The sequence below is a fragment of the Bacillus cereus group sp. MYBK195-1 genome, assembly GCF_051916605.1.
Classification (GTDB): domain Bacteria; phylum Bacillota; class Bacilli; order Bacillales; family Bacillaceae_G; genus Bacillus_A; species Bacillus_A cereus.
On record NZ_JBQAGZ010000004.1, the window covers coordinates 323,529 to 347,176 of the forward strand.

The following is a 23,648-nucleotide window of genomic DNA, read 5'->3' on the forward strand; positions in this document are numbered from 1 at the left end:
TCCGATTCAACATCGAACTCATTCCTTATTAGTAGCCTAAATTATTGTATCTAACTTTTCGGATTCAATTCATTTCCGTTTCTCTTTCCAAACTTAGCAACAGAATTATTACCTATTACTGAACTCTTGATAGATTCCATGCTATAGTATCAGTTCCATTCTCTCCATTACCATATTTCATATAATCGATTAAATATCCTACTTTTAACTTGTTACCATTCGATAGTATGTTCCATTGCTTATGGTGTCCAGTGAAATTCTTTGGATATGCATGATTAAATTTAAAAGTACTTGCGTTCTGTTTTTGATCTAAATGGATATAACTATCTTGAAGTTTTAAATATGCATAATCTGAATAAATAGGATTTTGAAATTTAATTAATACCTCTTCATCCTTTTTAATTGGCTTTCCAGGTTTAGGTTGACCTACTCTTTCAATAATTACATTCACTTTTTCATCGCTAGATTTTTCAGACCAAAGATACTCCCATTTATTCCCGGCATGATGACTTCCCCAATAAACTGTATTTCCATATGAGGCCACAGTATAAGGAACTCCTTCTGTAACAAATTCACCTGAATTATCTACTACATAATCTTCAAATTCTTTATTAGCTTTAATTTCAGTATCAATCTTTTGTGTAGGCGTTAAATTGTGTGCGTCATTGATTTCAAATGTAACTTTTCTGTGCGCAGCAATTTCAGATTTAATAGGGTGTATATTTTCTCTAGACTCATATGTAAATCCATTCTCACGTTTAACTAGTGTTACTGTTTGTGACGGAGCATTCCATTTCTTGTTATACGTAGTAGGAATCTCTTTACTCACTCCAAATAAACCAGGTAAAATTGTTGCCCTAATCTTTTGAGTCACAGAATCATAACTACCTTCTACTAATGTTGGTTGCTGTAGTTTTGCAAAAGCACCGTGTACAGAGTCTTTATGTAAATAACCGCGACCTCCCCGTCCCGCTTTTAAATCGTTTAATGCATCAGTTCCATTATTAGCTGAAACCACCGATACGTTATTAGTACTTTTAGCCTTGTTTACAATATGATTTACTTTTTTCGTATCTATATTTACATGTTGAAAAACTTCGTTATAGGATAAAACTGGCTTATCAGCAAGGGATTTGTCTTTAGGAGTATATACCCTAAACTTTGGTATATTTCCTATATCTGTTTCTAATTGTTCAGTAGCTGCATTCACTCTAGACTCATATCTCCCTGAATCCCCCAAATGCATAATTTCTTCACCTTTTTCAATAGATAAATCCATTGTACTTGTAGGTAAAACTTCAATTGAAAGAAGTTCCCCTTGTTCAACAGCTTTTAATTCATCCAAAGATAAGACAATATTTGCATCTGCTTGTCCTTCTAAACTGTCAATTACTACTTCTGTTTTATTCCGTCCACCTTTTTCTGTACTTAAATAGTTTGCTTTATAACGATCTTGTGTTGCCTTTACAGTATTAATAATTTTGTTTCCTAAACGAATATTAAAATGTGGCGAAACATTTTCAGCGGATGCTGTTCCTACATTCTTATATTCCAAATGTACCCGTAATTTTGCTGCGTTCGCTGTATCAACAGTTGTTGCAGTAGACCAATCAAAATTATTTGTATAACTCTCCGTTTCTGTAGTTGTTTTTGAATATCCATATCCCAAATTTGCTGAAACACTTCCGGAAGGAACAGGACCGGCTGCTGAGCCTTCTACACCACCTGAACCACTTAAACCTACATTAAATGAATGTTGTGTAGATACACTTTTTTCCCATCCTCTGCTAACTGATCCGCCATTATTATCCGTAATGGTTGCAATAGGAATTACTTCAATTCGTTTGACACCAATTTGCAAATTCGGCATGTTGGCAACTATCGGATTGAAATTAGTATCAGAATCGTTGTTATAATTCTCAACCTCATACATATCAGTAAAAGGATCACCATCCGTATTTGCATTCATAGGATTCGATATAAATTTTGGTTTCCCTTTATCCTTCTCAGGATCCCATGCTTTCGCTTCATTTTTTCCAGTTTGTGAATTGAATTCAATTTTATAACCATTAATCTCTAAGTCGTTAGAAATACCATCTTTGTCCCAATCATTGTTTGCCATTTCAATGTTTTGTGTAATGAGCGAACCTATCTCCCCATCAGATCCGAGCGTGAAATTCTTATCTTCTTTTTTTGCATTTGCATTCTCTTTGAATATTTCAACTGTACTTCCTGGATTCGGTTGTGTTACATCTGCTAAAGCAGGAGATGCTAGAGTCAGTGCCATCGATACACTACCTAATACACTAATTGCTGGCTTTAATTGTTTCATTGTTATTTTTCCTCCTTGGTTTCTAGGTCAATTAGAACACCTACTAATAAGATTAATCTCATCATATATAACGAATCTTTCTTTTCTCTCTCATAACTGTTAAAAAAGTCTCTCGTAAATGTTACAAAACACTTACGAAGTTTTTAAAATCTATATATGAAACATCAAAAAGCCGTAATAGGAAGGATCGATTACAATATATAAAAAAAGCAGCTAGCCAAAGCTAACTGCTTACTAACTTATAAAATTTTAGTGAAAGATTGTATTAATTTTGAAGTGTGAAAATTATTTATTTCTTAATCATACGAAGAAATTATTTACGTCAGATACTTCAATTAATACGCTAATGTTTCAGGTAGTTTAAGCGTATTTACAAACTCCTTTAAATGAAACACTGTTTTTCAGCTCAATGTTACTCAAGAAAGTTACGCATTTTATTTTGTTATATTTGGAAATTTATTACCAATATTTCTTTTAAATTATGCTGTTATTTTAGAATTTTTAGATGAATTCTTACAAATTACACCTTAAAACAATAAAAAATAAAGATTTTAGGCGAAACAACGTTTAATAGACTTCAGGTTTCTTTTAAAGGGTTTAATGAGTTTATATACTTATTGTATTGTCACAACAAATAAAAACTCTTATAAATGAATCTGAGTGGTCGTTTTCAAGTTTCCAAAAACTATTTTCAGATTTTGTGTAAATAAAAGGAAGAAGGATTCATCTTAGAGAATCCTTCTTCCTTTTATTTTTTAATCTTAGTGTAATCTGTATTGTCCTGTTAATTGCTCTTCAGCCATTCGAACCAAGCGCTTTGTAATTTCTCCACCGACAGAGCCATTTGCACGTGATGATGTATCAGGTCCTAGTGTCACTCCCAATTCACGGGCAATTTCATACTTCATTTGCTCAATAGCACTTGCTGCAGCAGAAATAAGAATTTCATTTGTATTACTTTCGTGTCTTTGAATGTTCATAATTGCACCTCCACTATATTTGTATATAACATGTGCTTAATTATGATATTTATACGTAAGTAGACTATTTTCTTCTAGTATTTTTAGGAGAATTCTTTTTCGTTCTCTCTTTCCCGTATTCAACTAACTGAATTTGAAACACATCTGAATCCTGAATTCCTAACACATTCATTTCTTCCCTAAATGAACGCTGAGACTCTACCTTTATTGATTTTTCTTGCCATTTCTTTATGTGTAGATTTTTGAGTACTATATAATTAAACCTTCTCACATGTTAAATAATGTGCATTTAATTATGTAAAAAATACACAATTAAACATTTTTTCATATTAAAATTTCATACCAACATATCCGCAAATGTAGTCCCCACATTATTCTTCCGTTTCATATGTTTTTCTAAATAAATCTTTGTTGTTTGGATATTTTCGTGACCTAGTGTTTGCATTAAATGATATAGATCCGCATTTCCTTGTTCAACTGCCATGATTGCAAATGCATGACGGAATGTATGTGCCGTTACAGGATTTTCACGATACTTTAAGAAATCTAAATTTGTCTTTTTTATCATGTCTGTTACCTGATTTGATAAAGTTTTCGGATTATAAAAATTTCCTCTTTGATTCACGAATAAAGGACATTCATCTCCCCGATCCAATATAGTTGAGAATCCTCTTCTCCGTCTCATTTCGCTAATACACTGGAATAAATGCTCAGGAATGAAAAGTTCGCGTACTTTATCCCCTTTTCCTGTGACTTTTAACCAATACTTCCCGTCATAATGTAAGTCTTTCACTCTCGCAGTGCACAATTCCTGAATTCTTGCACCGGTACTTGCTAGAGCTAGTAAAATTGTATAGTTTACTAAATGCCCTTGTTCTTTATAAAACCCTAAAATTTTCATCACTTCATCATAGGATAGGTCCCGATTTGGCCGATCCTGTTCATTTACATTCGCGCGCTGCAGTTCTTGATAAAGAGGTCTTTCAATATAAGCAAATACATGAAGATGTTTTAGGAAAGAACGTATTAGTACTGATTTTTTTGCAAGTGTTGCGACCGCGTACGTATCCCCATTTCTACCGTTCTCTACCTGCTTCAACCAAGCATTATATTTACGAATATGCCAAGGTTGCAATGTTTTCAATAAAGAGTCATTTTGCTGTACCTCTTCCCCATTCAATTCGAATTCCTCTGCATGCTGCACCATGTACTGACAAAATGATAAGATTTCGGAAACATAACTCTTTTTCGTATCCTCTTTTCTATTCTTCTTCTCATCCATATCTTTTTGTAAATGTACGAAATGATAAATAACTTCCAGATCACTTAAATACGTATATTTACTCTTTCCCTCTTTTTCTGCAACCTCCATCTTCTCTTCCAACTTATCGACATAACGACTATCATGCAGGAATGGAACCATATCTCTTATACTTTCTACATATGTATCTATATCTTCACTCTGATTCATGATTATAGGTAAGTTCTCTTTTTTATTTTGTTTATCCATATTTCGAATTCACCTCTACTATTAAAGATTATGAATATAATTCTTTTTATTAACCTTACTTATCATTTTATTTTACTTCTATACATTATACAAATGATAATTCAATTTCTTTCTGTAAGAATGCACCATTCTTCTCTATTATCCTATACTTATGTTTTTTTATAATTTTTTAGTTAATAGATGTTGTTTAACAATTAACTAATTCCCTTTAAAAACTTATATACTGTTAAATTAACTATAAAACATTATTAAAGTATAAAATAAAATATAAATATTTTTAAACTATAAAATCGTATAAGAACTTTAATAAATTCTATTTCTTATTTTAAATGTAAGTCATATTCTGATATGATATATACATATCTAAATTACTAGCAAACAATAGTTATGGAGGTGTCCTTGCATGACACAAGATTTATTGTTCATTACCAAACCTACTGTAACGACAAAAGAGGCAGCCGACTTATTGGGAGTAACGGTACAAACAATTTTAAAAAAAGAAAAAGATGGATTAATAGAATGTGTATATAAAGATAACTGGAAGCAATTCGGTAGTAAGATTTTCTATTTAGAGGACATTGAACGTTTAAAAAATAAAAATGAGGTTAAAGGCCTTAGCACGAAAGAAGTAGCTGAAATTCTTAATGTTGCACCATCTACTATCTTTACATACATCAAATCTGGAAAATTACCCGCGACAATGGTAGAAAAACGTGGAAAACAAGTATATCTTATCGATGAAGAAGAGCTAGAGATTTTTATGCTTGATTATGAAAAAACTAAAACAAAAGAGCGAAAAACATTCATTACTAAGATTCAACAAGAAGAGATATATTTATATCAATTATTAACACATCAACATACCGGAAAAACAGCTAGGGTAATAGAAATCAATGGAGCAGACGGTAAGATTCTTACAGAAGACGAAGAAATTTTCCCTCTATCCACTTATAAGGAACATAATTACTCCTTTGAACCTTTCCATAAACAAGCTGTAATTACCAAACGAGGATATTTATCTTTTTCATTTAAAAAACCTCAGCTATTTAATTCCATTACTTATAATCTAATAAATTTATTTTACAAAGAGCTAGGTGTCACAAATATGCGATTGAGTATTTCATCTAATACTATTAAATTAGAAATTAAACCTTTCGTATTACAAGTTGATCCACTACAGTTTCAAGAAGAGATTAAATACTTATATTCTCATATGAAATCAGGTACTATTCTTCCACATGTAGAGGGAGTTTACTTTAAAAGTAATGTAGAGCCATTAACTTTTCATGCAGATTATGAATTCAAGCAAAAAGTAGTGCAAATGGCAGCGGATGCAGGTATGGGACAGGAAGAATTCTTATTGCAAGCTGTAAAATCTTATATAGCAAATCTAGAACGACAATAAATTTGTGATCAATTAGAAGAAGCGTAGAAATTAAATCTTTCTAGGCTTCTTAAGTTGCTGAATTTAAAATTCGGCGTTTGTAAATATTTTACTTTTGGACATATTCTAAAATTATAAGACATAAAATAAAAACGTCTTTCACGATTTGTGATTAATCCATTTATCGTTATAAAACATTATATATTTTTTAAAGAAAAGACACCCTAAGGTCCCTTTCTCCGGCTTAAACCACTTAATAACTACCCAGTGTTAACTGATAACAAGATTGAATTAGTATGTACTTCAAAAATCTGCATGTAAATTGTTGATAATTCCTTACAATTTACATGCAGCTCATTAATTAATAAATCTTAAAGCTCATTCCCTAACCCGGAGGATATAATGCTTCTTCTTGATAACATATTAAGGAAATAACGGTACATACATTATTACTTTCACTATTTTAAAATGGTTAATCAAAAGTTCTCTTAAGTAATTTACTAATATCATTAGCCACTTGCAGCAGCATCTTTTATTGCTATACTAGACCAATCTAGTTTCAAATACCTATAACCAAAAGCAACAAATAATCCCACAATGTAAATATAAAATCCTACCCAAGGACCGTAAATCCCAAAATCTAATAAAAAGGTAAATATAAAAGATAATGGTATAAACACGAACCACCCTAAAATCAAAGCGACTTTCATTGTATAATAATTATCTCCAATTCCTCTTAGTCCCCCAGCCAAAATTAACTGAAGTCCGTCAAAAATTACAAACAATGAAGCAAACCGTAATATCTCAACAGTTAAGGATAGTACCATTTCTTCTGTAGTAAATAATTTTGCGATATATTCCGCACCTAAAAAATAAATAATTGTAAAAGGAACTATAAAATATGTCCCTATTTTTACAACATCAATACCGATTTTTTTTGCAATCAATGGACTTCCTTTTCCAATCTGTTGACCTATTAATATAGTTGCTGTTACTCCAAATCCTATACCAGGTAAGTATGCAAGTGATATTACATTTAACACAATCTCCGTGGCAGCCAATTCTATATCACCTACTCTAGAAATGAACACAGTAAAGAGAAGCATCGCCCCACTCATTCCAAGTTCTTCTAGACCGATTTTTAAACCTTCGAAATTTACTAATTTGAATTTCGTTTCTTTAAAACTTATTAATTTCTTTGTAGCATACCAATTATTTTCTTTTAAATAACATACTAGTAAACAAGTAACCTGAACAATTTCTGAAACAATGAATGCCCAACCTGCCCCTAGCACACCTAATTTCGGGAAATATAAATAGCCATTTACTAGTAACAATGCTATTAAAACATTTAAAGTGTTACCCAGCATAGAAAAATACATTGGAGTTTTTGTATTTCCAATACCTCTAAAAAATCCATTTAATACTACACGAAACATATTTATAGAAAATGCGATTATTCTTAATCCTAAATATCCTATCCCTATCATTGCAATACTAGATGAAACTCCCATCACTTCAAAGATCCATTTAGGCGCAAAGAGTGCAAATAGTATAAAGAATGGAAGCAGGGCAATAACAGAATAGATTCCAGTATAAGTATATATACTACATTTTTTATATTCTCTAGCTCCATAAGATTGAGATACTAAGAAATTTACAGCAAAACCAATACCACTGAATAGAGCAAACAAATTTAAAATAATTACATTTGTAATGCCTACTGCAGCAATGGCTTCATAGCCTAAATGACCAATAATTATAAGGTTTATTACCCCCATAAAGTTAGTTGAACTCATTTCGATTATGGTAGGAATTGTCATCTTTAAAATTTGCTTATTTTTACTCATTTTCAACTCCTATAAAAAAGACATGTCACTGCTGCACCATTTCCCAAATTTACTACATCGCTTTGTTCACATGGTAAACCTCTTAACATTGCTCCTGCAAATTCTCCATTGATAACATAAAGCCCCCAACATAAAATGGCTTTCCTTAATTCAATTGATTTATTTATCAAAAAAGGAATCTCCTCTTCAATTGGATATACTCTCTCTTGAACAATATATACGGCATCAGTTTTTAATAAATTCGAAATTTTGTTTTCCCAATCATTTTCATTAAACTTCCACCCTAATAGTACCTCATTTCCCCCATATCCAATTGTAGGTTTAATAACAAGGTTATCTTTGTTTTTTATGATATAATCAATTCCATTAGTGTCCAAATTATTATCTGGAATTATAATGTCTTTTAAAAATCGCGTCCATGGGATACACCTTTCTATTAAATTCAACTCTTTTTTTGTAAATAAATGTTTATACTTTGGATCTGAAAGAAATGCAAAATTCCCTTTATTACTATAAAGCTCTGTATGAAATCCTGTTAATAGTTCCAAATTCCCTGCCTGGTAAGCTTGAACGATTGGTTTTACTTCTTCAGGATTATGAAGAGCATCATCACACAAAAATACTCGATATACAATATCAATTGTATGATTTCCTACTACTAGCATATCATTATTACATTCTACATCTTTTTGAGAACATATCACTGCCTTATATCCAGCTTCTATTAACCTTAATTTAATATAATTTAAAGTCCCATAATAACTATCCAAATATTCATCCCAATCCATAACAGCAATTGTTATTTCACTATTTTCTTTTCCAATTTTTATAGCTAAATCCTGGATACTCTTTATTAATTTATCCATCGGATCAATATAATTCCATCTTTCAGATCCTGTTAATGATTTGTAAAACCCATAAGATGTCATCATTTTATTTAAATGGCCTATATCGATTCCCCCGACACTACTATCCACATTTAATTCTAAAAATTTATGTCCAATTTTAGTGAAATATAAATCACTACGGGCTATTAAATTATCATTCTGATATGTCGACATCATTAATTCATATTGCTTCTCTGAAAACCCTAAAGCTGTGCACATATTTAAAATATTCCCCTTAAATATTCGTTCGGGTAAAGATACAATAATATCTAACAATGATTTAGTATCTTCACCAATAAGGTTTAATTGTAATTCATCTAAAATTCCCGGTTTTGGAATGATTTCTGTTTCCTTATCCAAATAATACTGCAGGATTCGGTCTTCAACCATTTTATTTTGTAATTTATTAAATGAATCAACTGCCAGGTGAGGCATATCTAAAACCTTTAAGTTGAAATCATCAATAAGTGTCCTCATATACTCGCTACCTCTTCTTTTATAGCTTTTAATGCTATTACTGGCTGCTCGTATCCACCTTGTCCCAAATTTATAACAGCTTTATCTGAAATACGCGATACAATACCAGCATATTTACCTCCAAACATAAATATATCAATGCCAAACTTTTTATTTTCTTTTATAATATTTTCGCCTTTACATTCCAATATCTGCACACTTGGAATTTCATTATACTCTTGGACTATCCAGTTTTCATTTTTATTATCATTTATAATTTTGGACCATGTCTCATGATTTGTATATTTACCTAAAAATACGTTTTCTCCACGTGTAGAATTGTCTACTTTTAAAACAAAAAGATCTTTATTTTCAATAATATATTGAATTAAATTTACTTCTTCTCCTTTGAAACTGGTAAAAGTTTCTTCTAATTTCCTTGTCCATAAAATATGCTTATTAACCATTTCAATTTGTTCTTTAGATAGATATTTTTCTTGGAATTTTGAATCTGTAAGTAACGCTAAAGTCATTTTACTCTCTCCAATAAACATAGAAGAATACGAGTTAACGTTACAGACCAATCCTCGTTCACATGCTTCAATTACATCCTTCATATCTTCATTTCCCAACTCTAATTGGTCAACTTTATTATAAATAATATCAATTGGTTGTTGATTAAACATTAACCGTTTTCCTTGTGAGTCTAATTTTAAATCTCTCAAATCACAAATAATAATTTTGTAACCCATTTCACACCCATATCTTTGAATATGCTTTAATTCATATGAGTATTTTTCAGCATAATTCGCAAGCACAATTTGAGGATTTTCCTCATTACCTCCCATTTCTCTATAAGCACTGACTAGTTCATTAAGGAATCCATTGGGTGTATCACACAGAAATTGCTTCTTTTCATAAGAATTAGTGATTTCTTTAATTATAGGCAAGTCAAACCATTTCTCTTTCAATTTTCCCAATACAACAACGCCTCCAGGACAACAAGCATTCGGTTCAACTACTTTAAATTCATATCCACCATTCCATATGCAGTCAAATCTTGAAATGCGTATCTTCCTCTCATAACCTGGATTGATATTAATTAGCTTTTCATATTTACTATAATATGAAAAGTATTCCCTAATCTCTGTATCTTTCTCATAAGCATCTAATACTATTTCTAGAGAATCAGATAATATTTCAGCAGCCCTCTTAAAATAATCGTTTTCTTCATCTGTAATTGCTAAAGGTTGTACAGAAAAAGGGAGTGCCTTTCCTTTAAAAACCAAACCCTCATTCTGAATTATTTGATCTACTTCCCTTAATGTTTCTTTTAAACCCACTTCATTTTTTGTTGCTAAAGAATGAAATTCTGATTCAATTTTTTTAAATAGCATATAAAACTCCTCCTTTTATTTTCTTTTATCAATTACACGAACGATTTTTCCAGAACTTTCAGAAACTTTCATTTTTTCTCTTCCTACTAAACTAACTTCCAATGGCTCAATAACTTGTAATTGAATCATTTGTTTTAATTTAGGTGTGAAGTTTAATATCCGATTTTTAATTATACTTATCAAATGTTCTTCAATTTTCTCATCCAGATTTTTTCCTGAAACTTCAAAGGACACTTGAATTTTATCTCTATTTTGATGTTTAGTTATTAACAATTGAAATTCCCCAGTTAACTCTTCTAAATGACTACATGCTTGGGCGAATATTTGTGGGAATATTTGTTCCCCACCTAATTTAATTATCTCTCCTTTTCTCCCCACTAATTTAATTTTAGGATTTGTTCTACCACATGGACATAGAGTATCTATTTTCATTACTAAATCGTTAGTTTGGTATCTAATAACTGGCATTAACTTTCTTTTTAAATTCGTAATAACAAGTTCACCAATATTCCCATCTTGTATAGGTTGACCTTTTTCATTTAAAACTTCAGTATATTGCAGCTGATCATGTATATGATACATACCTGGCTCACAGTAATCACACTGAAAACCTATAGTACCAACATCCATGCTTTGAAATACAGATTTAAAACTTTTTACTCCTAATACGGACTCTAAATAATTTTTTGTAGAAGAATACATTTTTTCGCCACCATAAACAATCTGATTTATTGAAAGAGTTTTGTTTGACTTCTCTATATATTGCGCTAACGGTATTACATCAGATGGCATAACTAATAGCGTTGTAACATTAAACATTTTTATATAATTAAACAGTCTTTCGAGGTCTGAGCTAATACCAATGGGAACAATTTTACATCCCGTTCTTTCAAGTCCTAGGTAAACAGTAAATTCAGATGTTAAAAATCCCGGCACTCCAAATGTAGCAACTGCATCATCTTCATTAATCCCAGCCATTGCATAACCTTTTCCATGAAAGAAAATATTCTCTTTCAATTCATCTGAGGTCAAATAAATAATTTTAGGTTCTCCAGTTGTCCCTCCACTTGTAAATACATACGAATTCCGAGGTGAACCTGTCAGCATATGTATGGGAGGTGTCGTTTTAATAATATCTTTAGAACTTATCATAGGAATTTTTTGGAACTCATCCAAACCATTAAGATTAACTTTCACTTCTTTATAAAATGTTTTATAAAATGATGAATATTCCTTAGCTAAAGATAAAACTTCATTAATTCTTTCTAGTTGCCATTTTTGTTTTTCTAAACCGGGGATAAAATCAGTCGTTTCCTCTAACTTTGAAAATATTAAAGTATTAATTAAAAATCCTCTCCTTTTTATTTAATCAAACTATGCAATACATATAGTATTTTTTATCACATCCAACCCCATAATTTCTAAATTATGTAATCAATGTTACAACCCAAAGTTTATACACCGGAATTATTTTTTGGAACGCAAAAAATACTACAATTTTTTACATTTTTCGATAATTGTGTATTTTTTCACATTTATTTATTTATTTATTTATTAGTAAATCCAAGCTATTTTTCATATTACTTCAAATTACAGTTTGAAATATATGTATGCTTTATACATAACTGAAAAATCGGAATTTTATTGATAAATCCAAGTCTAATTAAATATTTTTTATAAATATATATAGATTTTAAGTTATTATATTTGTTATTTTAATCATTTTTATACACCAAGGAACAAAATATGACACAGGGTTTCTACTTATTACTTTCGTTCTAATGACATTTCAAAATACTAAATGACCATTAATATTAACGCTTTATAATGCTTAAACTACAATCTCTAATTACTATATGTAATAAATCAACCACACTTTTCATATTTGATAGAACAAAAGAGTCTAGTTTCAAGCAGATACAATTTGAATAAAACACTGCTTTCAAACAAATATAATAATATTTCATTGTAAAAAAGCTGAGGATCCCCCAAACTTTTTAATACATCTAATCTCTTATTAAGGGGAGCACCATATCACTATCAAGCTAAGAAAAATAAATTCCCCCAAAACGAAAAACAAGCCGTCTTCTGTCAAAAACACACGTAATTTCCATCCTGAAGTGTTATACAATTCTTAAGTTGATGGGTATGGGGATATACCCCAAAATAAAAAAGCGTAGAAATAAAACCTTTCTACACTTTTTTATTACTTAACTAAATATAATTTCTCTTATTGAAATTTCTAATTACCTTATTCAAAATTACAAAAGAAACAATATATTACATCTTTTATTATGAATAAGATCAACTTTTAGTTTACCATAATTTTATTGTGGATAATATTTTAACTGTATAGTTTATATACTATTAATTCTTTATGGTGAAATCATTTTCTTATTTTAGATTTTCTTGTTTTGGCACAATTTTAATAGATCTTTTACTAATCCGTATAAGCATGCCAAAAGAGAGAAAGATAAAAAACCCACCAAATAGAGCAAATACAACTGTAGGCGTGAAATGTGCTAATAATACCCCCGAAACAATAGGTCCTACAGCCATTCCCATATATCTAATAAAGTTAAACATTCCCATTGCACTTCCTCTATTATGTTCAAATTCATTTGCAATCATAGTAGCAAATAAAGGAGTAAGGATACCAATTGATATACCGTGGAGAATTAAAGCAACTGTTACGCCAATTAAAGTTTTCGAGTGTGTCACAGCAAATAATATAACGCTCAAAGCTAAGACTACATTTCCAGTTATAAAAAGCTTTTTTTGTGAAATTTTTGATTGAATTGTTTTAAAAGTCATGCTGCCAATTATTAAACTAATAGCCATTGGTAAGTAAAGTAAACCCACTACCTGTAAACTTAATTGATAATGATCAGTTAATAAAATTGGTAAGTAAACAAGGAAGGAGAAATAAAGAAAAAATGCAAAGAAACTTAATATTAATATGGAACTGCCCACTTTGCTTTTAAATATAGAAGCATAGTGAGATATAAGTGTTTTCCCACTCAATTCTTTTTTACTTCCTACACGATCTTTAGGGAAATATATCCAATTAGTTATAAATAGAATTACAGATACTGCTACAAGTAGCCAGAAAACACCTGGGTAATTATATTTTTCCCCAATAAAACCTCCTAGCACTGGTGCAACAGCAGGTGCAATGGATAACATGGTTTGATATGTACCCATTGCACTTCCTCGTTGTTCTCCTTTAAATACAGTACCAATTGTAGTTGCAGCAATAAGTGGTATTGCAGCTGTCCCTACAGCCTGTAAAATTCTACATATTAAAAATACTATAAAGTTACTTGTAATTGCACAACCAATACTCGCTATAATTGTTAAAATAATACTCGGAATAAGAATAGTCCTAGCACCTTTAAAATCAATTATAGAACCAAAAACAATTTGCATAATTGCCGTAATAAAAATAAATATGGAAACGGAAAGGTTAACCATTGTTATAGATACTTGGAATGAATCCCGAATTATGGGGATTATTGGAGAATATATATTTTGATTTAAAGAAGCGAAAAAAGCACTAATACACAACAAATATAAAAGAAAAGAAGCACTTGATTTAACACGGTTCATGCTATCCCTCCTAAAAGATTATTAATAATTAGCTAATTTATTTAAGTTATAATAAATTTATTTCTCCAACATTTTATCGTTTATATTTTGTAAAAACTTCAATATTGCGTTTTGTTCAATTTCAGAAAATGAATCAACGAACTGATAAAATTCATTTTCTTTCTGGTCATGAATTTTCTGATGTAATTCACAAAGTGATTGTCCTGCCGGAGTAAGTTGATAATATACCTCCTTTTTGTTATCAACTGACTGAAAACGAGTGATTAAATTTTCTTTTATTAATTTGGTGTTAATTTTTGTGATATTCGCTTTAGATAAATTCATTTTCCTTGCAATTGTAATATTATTTATTGGCTGATTTTCACCAATACAGGCAATTACGTGTATACTTGTCATATTTGTCGGTACATGTTCTATTTCTTCCATTTTTGCTTGCTTAAAAAAAGTCTCAATATCCTTATCTGCCTTTTGTTCATTGAGATGTAACAAATGTAGATAATTATCGTAAATTTTCTGTTTTATGCCCTTATTCATTTAAATGTTTCTACCCTTCTTTGTCTATTTTATTTTTTGTTTACCGGTAAACTATTTTGATTTTATATCCTCATTTAGCAATTGTCAATTGCTAAATTGAAATTTAACTAATTATGTAATAACCTTTAATGTATCTATTTTTCACAATTTACCCTAATAAAGTCCTATTATATTAAAGAGTTAGTTTCAATGCATAAAAGTCGTTTTTTTAAATTGTTGACTTGATTATTGTTTACTGGTAAACTTTATATTGTTAACCGGTAAACAATAATTCTAGATAGGGGAAATTATTATGACAAATTTTGTCCATGAACAAACCTTAAAAGCTATTGAAGACTTTGTCATAACAAGAGAAAAGAAAAAATATGCATCTCAAGAGATGATAAAAGAATTAGTTAGTGAATATGAAAATATAAATAAAAATTGGACTCTAACGCAACTACATATTGTTTCGGTTATTCATGAGAGTAAACAACGAATGAATAACACTCTACTATCTATGGAACTTAATATTTCTAAAGCAACCATCTCTAAAGCTATTCGCGTTCTTATTGATAATAAAATTTTATTGACGCATCAAAATACAAATAATAAGAAGGAAATCTTTTATACTTTAACTGATAAGGGAATACAGTTAGCCATTGTTCATAAAAAATTACACAAAATTGCACATGAGCGTTACAGTGAGTTATTCCAACAATTTAATGATTCCGAGTTACAAGTTGTAACAAAATTTTTAGAAGCATGGAAACAATGTATTTAATTTTTTGTTATATCAGCTTAGAAGGTATATGTGTTGATCTTCTCATAAAAATAGAAAAACTAAGGGGTTTTAGCCCCTTAGTAAAAATTGAATTATATTAATAACTAAAATAGCCATGTTTTTTTAAACTAACTTATCAAAAAGAATAGGCATGGAAATAGGTCCACGTGTATAAAGTCCTTTTTCAACATATTGAAAATCTTCTTCTAATTTAATATTTTTCATATTATCTAAGACTACATTTACAACTATTTCAATTTCTGATTTCGCAAACGCTGCCCCTACGCAATTATGAATACCTGATCCGAATGCAAGATGTCTTGCAGCACCACTAAATGCCTTTTTAATATCAAGATCCGGACGATAAATGTTGAATTCATCAGGTCTTTCAAATGCATTAGGGTCACGGTTCGCTGCACCAATCATACAAAATACCGTAGTTCCTTTGGATAGTTGGATACCACTTATTTCCGTATCTTTTGACAATTGACGTGGGATCAATTGCACTGGTGGATTGTAACGTAAAGTTTCTGCAATAGCTAATGGTACTAATGAACGATCACTTAATACATCTTGCAGTTGTTTCGGTTGGTTAATTAAATTATAAATTAATAAAGCAAGAGTCTTATCACCAGGTTCTGTTGCAGCTAATAATATATTTAATATCAATGCTAGAATATCAGTATCAGTCATAGCTATTCCTTCATATTTAGCACTGCATAATTTAGAAATTAAATCTTCCTGTGGGTTTAATCGTCGCTCTTTAATAATTGGTTCTAAATAATTAGCCAACTGTTCGCTGCACCAAAGAGAATGTTTTTTTGCCTCTGGTGGTTGATTTATACTGGTAATAAAGTCAGCTACACCGCTATGCCATTCTCCTATCTTCTTATGATCTTTCTTATCTAATCCAATCATGTCCATTGTTACATAAACAGCAAATGTTCTGCCAAAATCATTAATTAAATCTATCTTTCCATTTGGAAGGTGTGGAAATAGTAAATCTTCTGCATTCTTTTTAATTAAAGGCATTAATTTTTGTAAAGCATCTCCCATAAAACTTCTTAAAACAATTTTTCTTTTTGCTACATGCTCTTTTCCACGCATTTGTGCTAATACTGGCCCACGCATTACCGGTTCAGCACGTTCAGCTAACGATTTTGTTGTAAATGTATCTGTATCATTTAATATATTACGGACATCTTGATATCTGCTAATAAAATAACTATCAATCTCAGGTTCATAATGTACTGGATCATTCTGACGTAGGTATGAAAAATACTTATATGGATCTTCTTGAAATTCTTCTGATAATATATTTACCGATTGCACTGTATTTGACATATTACTTCCCCCTTGTATTGGATACTTAATATTTATTAAGATAAATATTCCGTTTCTTGAACCATTAAATATCCTTGATTTGGTTTCATCCTGATAGAAAAATCATTTCTAACTATCTGTTCACCAAGCTCCCATGGTTTATGATAAATAAGTACAGCTTCTTGAGCTCCTAAAATTTCAGCTCCACCAATGAAAAATGGGAGTTCTGCAATTACATATTCTACTGCAATATTTAGCATGTCATTTGATATTTGATCAATATCTATATTAGTACCCCTTGCCCTACCTAAAATGGCCGCATGTGACATTTCTAAGCAAGCATTTCGAAAATCAGTTTCGCTTAAAAAAATATGTTCTGCTTCTGCCCTCATGCAGCTATATGCATTGTTGTCATTAAAATCAGAAAAAGTATGGATAGCATTTACATTACCACCATGCTCTTTAAGTGCCTTTTCAGCTGATCTTCTATTACGAGATACTTCTTTCCTAACTTTTCTTTCCGCTTTACCTTTTGGTGTTCCTAGAGCCTCAAGTAAATTTGCAGCTTCTTTTCCAGCTAATAAAACACTAACATCATCAAAAGTATGTAATGCCCATTCAATGAGTCTATTAATATATTCATCAGAAAATCTACTATTAAACGGACTAATACCTATTATTGCATGCTTACTACGTTTTAATATTTCAGCACAATTAGTAGATAAGGGTTGAGAACTAAACTTTCGTACATTTCTTACCGCTATAGCATTCGTCATACAATCATCCCTTTAAATAATTTTATCAATATAAACCGTTTTATTGATTTTAAGTAACCAAAAATATTTCAAACTACAAAAAAAGAGATAGAATATCTTGATGTTAGAAATGGTGAATAAAAATAATACTAAACAAAAAAATACATAATGTTCACCGGTGAACAAAACCAATTCTATATCGCTACCATTATTTTGTCAATATGTATTATTCAGAAAAAATAAATAAAACAAAAAATTAAAATTCTGTTCACAATTGTTTACAAAATAGAAATTTATTTCACAACTTACAGTTATTCATAATAAAAAAGTACAAGTCTTTAATTAAGGACCTGTACTTTTTTATATAATATATTTTATTTCTCGTTTTTTTGCTCTTCAATAATAAATTTAGAAAGCAATTCTGTTAATGCATTCACCTTTTCTTTCATCTTGTTGGATTGATTTGTAATTGTTTGAATTGAAACTGCTTGTGATTGAATTGATTGTACTGTTTGAATTGTTTCTCTTTCTACTTGTGTTGCAGTATCAGCTACTAGCGAAAGAGACGCATTTACTTCTTCTGTACCGGCAGACATTTCTTCTGTTGCTGCAGAGACTTCTTGAATTTGACTTGTGATTTTGTCAATATCTCTCATAATAGATGAGAATGTTTGGTCCGCTTGGTGGGCTGCTTCTTTTCCTTCTGCTGCCTTTTGTTCTCCTTTTTGCATGACATGAACTGTGTCTTGAGTATCTTGTTGAATAGATTTGACTAAATGGTTAATTTCATTTGCGGATTCTTTAGACTTTTCAGCTAAATCCCTCACTTCTGCTGCAACCACTGCAAACCCTTTCCCATTCTCTCCAGCACGTGCTGCTTCAATAGCAGCATTTAAAGCAAGAAGGTTAGTTTGCTCAGCAATATTAGTGATTGCATTCAGAGCTGTATCAATCTGTTGTGTACGTGTAACAAGTCTATCTATTACTTTTGATGTTTCCTCCACGACATCATGAACACTGTTCATTTGAAGAATTGAGTGCTTTATCACTTCACTACCAATATGTATTTGTTCTGTGGTAGTTACTGCTACCTCAGCAACTACAGCTGAAGATTCAGCTACAGTTTGCACACCAATTGTTATTTCATCCATTGAAGATGAACTCTGTTGAATGCTAGTTACCTGTCCTGCTATTTTTTCTTTTACTTCAGAAATAGTCTGAACAACCTCATTCGAAATATTAGATGCCCGCTTTGTATCTTGTAAAACCCCCTCCGTAGAAGAAATAACTTCTTGTGTTGTCGATTTAACACTCGCAATTAATTGTTGTAGATTATCTAACATACTATTAAAAGACTGTACAATATTACCCAGCTCATTATTTGCTTTATAAAAAGTACGTATTGTTAAATCACCAGCAGCTACTTTCTTCATATCGTTTTGCAATAATAATAGTGGTTGTCGTATAGTTAACTTAATAAGATATCCAATCAATATAACTATGATAATTGCTAAAATTGAAAGGCCTACAAACATTATCATTGTATTTTGAGCACCGTTATTGTTAACTTGTTGTAACTGCTCTGCATTATTACTGTTATATACAATTAGTTCACGAATGGACTGGATTGTTTTTTGCATATTGGGTTCGATTTCTTTTAAATAATAAGCGTAGGCTTCTTCATTATTAGATTTTCCTAATTCTTGTGCCTTTTTCATCTGTGTTCTTAATTCATTAAACTCTTCCTGAAATTTGCTGAATAGCTCTTTTTCTTTATTTGAACTAACTTTAGTTTCGAACAGCTTTAATAACTGATCATTTTCTTTACGAATTACATCCATTTCTTTTATCAAATCGTTCATTCTTTTTTCATCTTTGGATACCATTATTTCCATAAAATTCATATTAACATGATAAAAGTTAGATTCTATCGTCCCTATCCAATCAACTGATTTTAAATTATCTTCATACATATTAGAAGAAGCACTCTTTCCTCTTTCTAATCCCCAAAATCCTATTAGGGATAATACTATACAGGCAATACTTGATATACCTATTAGTATGTTTAATTTTGTACCAACCTTACTGTTTCTCAATAATTCCAACTAAAAACTCTCCATTCTTATATATAGTTCAGTTGATATATTGTATAATAATAATCTGGAATATACGATATTTATTTTTAAAATATATAAATATATATAATTTAAAAAAGTAATAATAATAAAAGTTTTCAGTAAAAGTTTTCGCCACTTGAGCATTAAGGTGTAGCACCACATACCCATCAGCTTAAAAATTCAAATGAGGAACTTTGATTTGTCTTGCAATCCCATCCAATGATACCTAACATTTTATAAAAGTCATGTTCCTCAAAACGTAGATATCTCATTGTCTGTCTCCACAATTCTGGACTTAATTCCTAGAGAATAATATGTATGCTAGTTGTGCTCAAGAAAAAACATAGTATGTCGTCACTACTTTATAAATCATTTAACATTCCCTTCATTTTCTTCCATGTTCTTCATCAACTCGAAGTCTTCCGTACCTTGAATATCCTCACCAATGACCATAATTATGAGGAGTCTAAACTTTGAAGAAAACAACAAAAATAGTGTAATTAAAAGCTACATACTATTTTTGTTGTTTTCTTTTTTAACCAGTAAAAATTTGTTAATTATTACAAGCATTTAATGTATTACACTTTTTTCGTCCTTTAATTTCCGCCGGCTGGGCACCAAGCCAATACGTTGGAAAAGCAGTCCCTTCAGTAACACCCCCATCACGATGCATGTAATAACGCTCATCATGGTTAGCTTTAAAGTTTCCTTCAAGTGCAAGTTCCACCCACTCTGCACCAAAACGAAAAATTTCTGCAGCTACTCCACCAAGTGGGTGAAATTCATTCTCATAGACGCGTATCTCCTTTGGTGCCTCTACAAACTCATAAAGACTTAATGCTTCTTCCAAACGGGTAAGTTCATCAAATTCTCCTATTCCCATAAAGACTGGACAAGTAATCTTTGGCGCTAATTTCCACAAATTCATCTGGCTACTCAATTCGTTTTCAAAAGCAACTTCATCAGTGTAACCAGACATGTACATAAAATTTGCTTTGAAACTCGGCTGCGCTCTGTTAAAGATGGTATCAAATTCACCATATACACCTTCAAAAGTCGCTATAGCGTTTATACGATTATCACTCGCAGCAGCTCGCATCCCCCAATACCCACTCATACTGATACCAAAAAATCCAATCCGCTTTGGATCAACCTCAGGCCGTTTTAATAGAAAATCGATATAACAACTAACGGCGCGTTCGTAATTAGTCAAATCGACTTTTAGACCTTCAGAAACAGATTCACCTTGACCCGGTCCTTCAATTGATAGAGCTACGATACCACGAGACGTATAATAACGTTGCGCAATCTGTATATAGTCTTCCTTAATCATATCCATACCTGGACCTAATATTACTGCTGGTGCATTGTGAACTTCACCTGAGGGCAAATGAAGTAGTGCATATATCTGTTTGCCTTCAAATTCTAGTACTATACGTTGTACTGTTCCCCCTCCAAGTGATGAAATAGCTGCCACACATTCGTTACAACGCTCTCGAAATGCCAATTTTCGTGGATCATCATTAAAATATGAGTATTGTGCACGTCCCCACATAACAGCAGCTCGCTGATATAGATCACGAGCAGTAACAGTAAATCCCTTTTGTTCATAATGTTTTGCACGTTCTTGAGCCTGAGAAGCAACCGTGGCCCATGCTTTTGGGATCATTGCTCCACTCTTTACTTGAGAAAAAACTTTATCAAAATCAGTGTGGTCGTGCCCTAACTGTTCCATAGTTGCCTTTGCTTCAGGATGCAAAGCATCAAACCCACCAAGTGCAAGAGCTATATCTAAAGCCCATCCTTGAGATTGTGAACGTTGAGTCATAATAATCATCCTTTACAATTTAATTAAGTACTTAACTGTTAAGTACTTAATTAAAATAATGATGTATTATATGTACTTTTGTCAAGACTATAAATAAAGGCGTTTTATTATTTTATTGATGATTTAAAGTGAGCCTATATAATATTGCTTGGAAAATGAATAGCCAGACTCTACTTAATTTGACTCTACTCTTATTCATATGTTAATGTTAACTTCATATAATTAAGTACTTAGTTAACGAGGAAATGGTGATGTTATGACAAATTCTTCAAATAAGTTAACTGCGATAGACGAACTTAGTCAGGCTATATATAGTCTGACTGCAGCCGATGGACGTTTAAGAGGGCGAGCTACTCGTACATTAGGGGCCGTTTCGATGGTCCATGCTCGAACCCTTAAAGTATTAGCTGAAGAAGGCGAATTGTCAGTCAAAGAATTAGCTGATCGAGCAGAAACTACTGCCGCTGGTATTACTCAATTAATCAATGGATTACAACAGGCCGGTTACGTTGAGCGTGTTCGTTCAAATAACGACCGGAGAGTTGTCAATATCCGACTTACGCCTAGTGGTTTAAATTGTCACTTAGAAAGAGAGAAAAAACTAAAACATATTCTTAATGCGAACCTTTCAAATTTTGATGAAGGTCAAATCGAGAAATCTTCTGAAATAATTAGATGTCTAGTCCATGTGCTTGACCAACTATAAGAGTATTTTAAAGCCTTTCTTGGGTTTTTAGAACTAACACATCGCTATTATGCTAAAATTTTATAGTAACCCCAGAACGAAATCTTATGTTAACTTGTAACAATAAAGCTCATTTTTTCGTTTTGAGGTATTTCAAAATATGAGCTGGATGGGCATGTACGGTGACCTCTATATAATTATTAGAAAAACATTAGTTTTTAATTGTATACACGCTAATTATGTTGATTTTCTGATGACTCCATCATAATGAATTTCCTCTTTTTATCAGTATTGGTAGGTAAAGAGGGAGCTAGTCACAAAAACAGGTTGTGGAGAAAGTCTTCTTCACAACCTGAGAGTAAGTTATATATCCAAATATGACCTGTTCTTTTAACTATTCAGTCTTTTATAATCTGTTATAGTCGATATAACTAGAGTCATAGTAAATCCACTGACCTTTTCCAATTCTTAGCCAGCCGTTCTTTTCTTCATATACGGTAACTTTATCGCCTTTACTTGTCTTTCTAACAATAGAATAGTTTGTACCTGCTCCGCTTCGAACATTTACCCCAATACCATTAATTTGAGCTGTTCCAATTACCTTTTCAACACTACCATTTTCAATTACTTGTAGCATATTTAGAATGAATGTTGCTGTTTCACCACGAGTTGTTGTTCCTTTAGGGTCGTATTGATTGTCACCCTTACCTCTTACAATACCCAGGCCATATAGTCTTTGTACGTCTTCTTTATAAATAATTTGGTCTTTGTCTGAGAATGGTAGGTTTACAACTGGTCCCCATATACCTTTATACTGTAAAGCCTTGTTTACAATAATTGCTGATTCTTCTCTTGTAATAGGTGTGTTTGGGTCAAAATAACCATCTCCTCTACCTTGAATGATACCTGCACTTGCAGTACGTTTAATACCATCTCGTAAAGTTGAATTTGCATCATTTAGGTCTTTAAATGATGCATCTCCAGCTGGCAGTTTTAGAGAGTTAGAGATTAATTGAGCAAATTCGGCTCTTGTTATCGCTCTATTGGGTGCGAAAACTCCGTTTCCTTCCCCTATCATAATACCCCTTCTATTTAACTCTCGAATAGCTTCTTCATACCAACCTCCTGTAATGTCATCTTTTGGTTGATAAAGATTATTATAATACCCCTCAACGCTATTTACGAATACATCCCATTGCCCATTATTAATCATGTTAGCAGGGCAGATTTTACCGCTC

At 31.5% G+C, this 23,648-nt stretch carries 17 protein-coding genes; 3 read left to right on the forward strand and 14 right to left on the reverse strand.

Annotation, left to right across the window (positions count from 1 at the left end; translation table 11 throughout):
- Positions 1-115: 115 nt before the first annotated feature.
- From ACTFRY_RS19925 to ACTFRY_RS19935, 3 genes are all read right to left on the reverse strand, one after another.
- On the reverse strand, positions 116-2,332 hold the full coding sequence (locus ACTFRY_RS19925; RefSeq protein WP_086391259.1) for a binary toxin-like calcium binding domain-containing protein: 2,217 nt from the start codon (positions 2,330-2,332) through the stop codon (positions 116-118).
- A gap of 761 nt (positions 2,333-3,093) precedes the next feature.
- The gene (locus tag ACTFRY_RS19930) at positions 3,094-3,312 is read right to left on the reverse strand and encodes an alpha/beta-type small acid-soluble spore protein (RefSeq protein ID WP_001025758.1); all 219 of its coding nucleotides are present in this window, start codon (positions 3,310-3,312) and stop codon (positions 3,094-3,096) included.
- A 337-nt stretch (positions 3,313-3,649) separates the two neighbouring features.
- Positions 3,650-4,822, reverse strand: coding sequence for a tyrosine-type recombinase/integrase (locus ACTFRY_RS19935; RefSeq protein ID WP_240853399.1), 1,173 nt, complete (start codon positions 4,820-4,822; stop codon positions 3,650-3,652).
- A gap of 403 nt (positions 4,823-5,225) precedes the next feature.
- Here ACTFRY_RS19935 and ACTFRY_RS19940 point away from each other — a divergent pair, with 403 nt between their 5' ends.
- A complete protein-coding gene (locus ACTFRY_RS19940) occupies positions 5,226-6,227 on the forward strand; it encodes a helix-turn-helix domain-containing protein (RefSeq protein WP_086391262.1) in 1,002 nt (333 codons plus the stop codon).
- Between the two features lie 488 nt (positions 6,228-6,715).
- On the opposite strand, the gene ACTFRY_RS19945 is transcribed toward ACTFRY_RS19940, so the two are convergent.
- From ACTFRY_RS19945 to ACTFRY_RS19970, 6 genes are all read right to left on the reverse strand, one after another.
- Entirely contained in the window at positions 6,716-8,056 is a 1,341-nt protein-coding gene (locus ACTFRY_RS19945; protein ID WP_086391263.1) for an MATE family efflux transporter, read from the reverse strand.
- A 2-nt stretch (positions 8,057-8,058) separates the two neighbouring features.
- On the reverse strand, positions 8,059-9,420 hold the full coding sequence (locus ACTFRY_RS19950) for a hypothetical protein (RefSeq protein WP_086391264.1): 1,362 nt from the start codon (positions 9,418-9,420) through the stop codon (positions 8,059-8,061).
- Positions 9,417-10,796, reverse strand: a complete 1,380-nt coding sequence (locus tag ACTFRY_RS19955; RefSeq protein ID WP_000897694.1) for a glutathionylspermidine synthase family protein — start codon at positions 10,794-10,796, stop codon at positions 9,417-9,419. The genes ACTFRY_RS19950 and ACTFRY_RS19955 overlap by 4 nt, the downstream gene beginning before the upstream one ends.
- A 15-nt stretch (positions 10,797-10,811) precedes the next feature.
- Complete coding sequence (locus tag ACTFRY_RS19960; protein ID WP_440032414.1) at positions 10,812-11,948, reverse strand: phenylacetate--CoA ligase family protein; 1,137 nt, start codon at positions 11,946-11,948, stop codon at positions 10,812-10,814.
- 1,242 nt (positions 11,949-13,190) lie between these two features.
- Positions 13,191-14,405, reverse strand: a complete 1,215-nt coding sequence (locus ACTFRY_RS19965) for an MFS transporter (RefSeq protein WP_086391265.1) — start codon at positions 14,403-14,405, stop codon at positions 13,191-13,193.
- 57 nt (positions 14,406-14,462) lie between these two features.
- Positions 14,463-14,939 (reverse strand): MarR family transcriptional regulator, encoded by a 477-nt coding sequence (locus ACTFRY_RS19970; protein ID WP_001032351.1) that lies wholly within the window; start codon positions 14,937-14,939, stop codon positions 14,463-14,465.
- Positions 14,940-15,231: 292 nt separating this feature from the next.
- Between ACTFRY_RS19970 and ACTFRY_RS19975 the strand changes: the two genes are divergently transcribed.
- Complete coding sequence (locus ACTFRY_RS19975; RefSeq protein ID WP_440032415.1) at positions 15,232-15,702, forward strand: MarR family transcriptional regulator; 471 nt, start codon at positions 15,232-15,234, stop codon at positions 15,700-15,702.
- A 123-nt stretch (positions 15,703-15,825) separates the two neighbouring features.
- Here the strand turns inward: ACTFRY_RS19975 and ACTFRY_RS19980 are convergent, their stop codons facing one another.
- From ACTFRY_RS19980 to ACTFRY_RS19995, 4 genes are all read right to left on the reverse strand, one after another.
- A complete protein-coding gene (locus tag ACTFRY_RS19980; RefSeq protein ID WP_086391266.1) occupies positions 15,826-17,046 on the reverse strand; it encodes a cytochrome P450, cyclodipeptide synthase-associated in 1,221 nt (406 codons plus the stop codon).
- A 35-nt stretch (positions 17,047-17,081) separates the two neighbouring features.
- A complete protein-coding gene (locus tag ACTFRY_RS19985; protein ID WP_086391267.1) occupies positions 17,082-17,801 on the reverse strand; it encodes a tRNA-dependent cyclodipeptide synthase in 720 nt (239 codons plus the stop codon).
- Between the two features lie 353 nt (positions 17,802-18,154).
- Positions 18,155-19,885, reverse strand: a complete 1,731-nt coding sequence (locus ACTFRY_RS19990; protein WP_086391268.1) for a methyl-accepting chemotaxis protein — start codon at positions 19,883-19,885, stop codon at positions 18,155-18,157.
- A 565-nt stretch (positions 19,886-20,450) separates the two neighbouring features.
- Positions 20,451-21,725, reverse strand: a complete 1,275-nt coding sequence (locus tag ACTFRY_RS19995; protein ID WP_016083306.1) for an alpha/beta hydrolase — start codon at positions 21,723-21,725, stop codon at positions 20,451-20,453.
- 256 nt (positions 21,726-21,981) lie between these two features.
- Between ACTFRY_RS19995 and ACTFRY_RS20000 the strand changes: the two genes are divergently transcribed.
- Complete coding sequence (locus ACTFRY_RS20000; protein ID WP_000185334.1) at positions 21,982-22,431, forward strand: MarR family winged helix-turn-helix transcriptional regulator; 450 nt, start codon at positions 21,982-21,984, stop codon at positions 22,429-22,431.
- Positions 22,432-22,816: 385 nt separating this feature from the next.
- Here ACTFRY_RS20000 and ACTFRY_RS20005 read toward each other — a convergent pair.
- Positions 22,817-23,648 (reverse strand): S-layer homology domain-containing protein (locus ACTFRY_RS20005; RefSeq protein ID WP_440032416.1); only part of this gene is annotated, 832 nt, incomplete at its 5' end.

Coding starts and splice junctions, on each gene's coding strand:
- ACTFRY_RS19945 (WP_086391263.1), bottom strand. CDS start 8,056: ATGAGTAAAAATAAGCAAATTTTAAAGATGACAATTCCTACCATAATC.
- ACTFRY_RS19970 (WP_001032351.1), bottom strand. CDS start 14,939: ATGAATAAGGGCATAAAACAGAAAATTTACGATAATTATCTACATTTG.
- ACTFRY_RS19950 (WP_086391264.1), bottom strand. CDS start 9,420: ATGAGGACACTTATTGATGATTTCAACTTAAAGGTTTTAGATATGCCT.
- ACTFRY_RS19985 (WP_086391267.1), bottom strand. CDS start 17,801: ATGACGAATGCTATAGCGGTAAGAAATGTACGAAAGTTTAGTTCTCAA.
- ACTFRY_RS19935 (WP_240853399.1), bottom strand. CDS start 4,822: ATGGATAAACAAAATAAAAAAGAGAACTTACCTATAATCATGAATCAG.
- ACTFRY_RS19955 (WP_000897694.1), bottom strand. CDS start 10,796: ATGCTATTTAAAAAAATTGAATCAGAATTTCATTCTTTAGCAACAAAA.
- ACTFRY_RS19975 (WP_440032415.1), top strand. CDS start 15,232: ATGACAAATTTTGTCCATGAACAAACCTTAAAAGCTATTGAAGACTTT.
- ACTFRY_RS19930 (WP_001025758.1), bottom strand. CDS start 3,312: ATGAACATTCAAAGACACGAAAGTAATACAAATGAAATTCTTATTTCT.
- ACTFRY_RS20000 (WP_000185334.1), top strand. CDS start 21,982: ATGACAAATTCTTCAAATAAGTTAACTGCGATAGACGAACTTAGTCAG.
- ACTFRY_RS19980 (WP_086391266.1), bottom strand. CDS start 17,046: ATGTCAAATACAGTGCAATCGGTAAATATATTATCAGAAGAATTTCAA.
- ACTFRY_RS19960 (WP_440032414.1), bottom strand. CDS start 11,948: ATGATAAGTTCTAAAGATATTATTAAAACGACACCTCCCATACATATG.
- ACTFRY_RS19965 (WP_086391265.1), bottom strand. CDS start 14,405: ATGAACCGTGTTAAATCAAGTGCTTCTTTTCTTTTATATTTGTTGTGT.
- ACTFRY_RS19940 (WP_086391262.1), top strand. CDS start 5,226: ATGACACAAGATTTATTGTTCATTACCAAACCTACTGTAACGACAAAA.
- ACTFRY_RS19995 (WP_016083306.1), bottom strand. CDS start 21,725: ATGACTCAACGTTCACAATCTCAAGGATGGGCTTTAGATATAGCTCTT.
- ACTFRY_RS19925 (WP_086391259.1), bottom strand. CDS start 2,332: ATGAAACAATTAAAGCCAGCAATTAGTGTATTAGGTAGTGTATCGATG.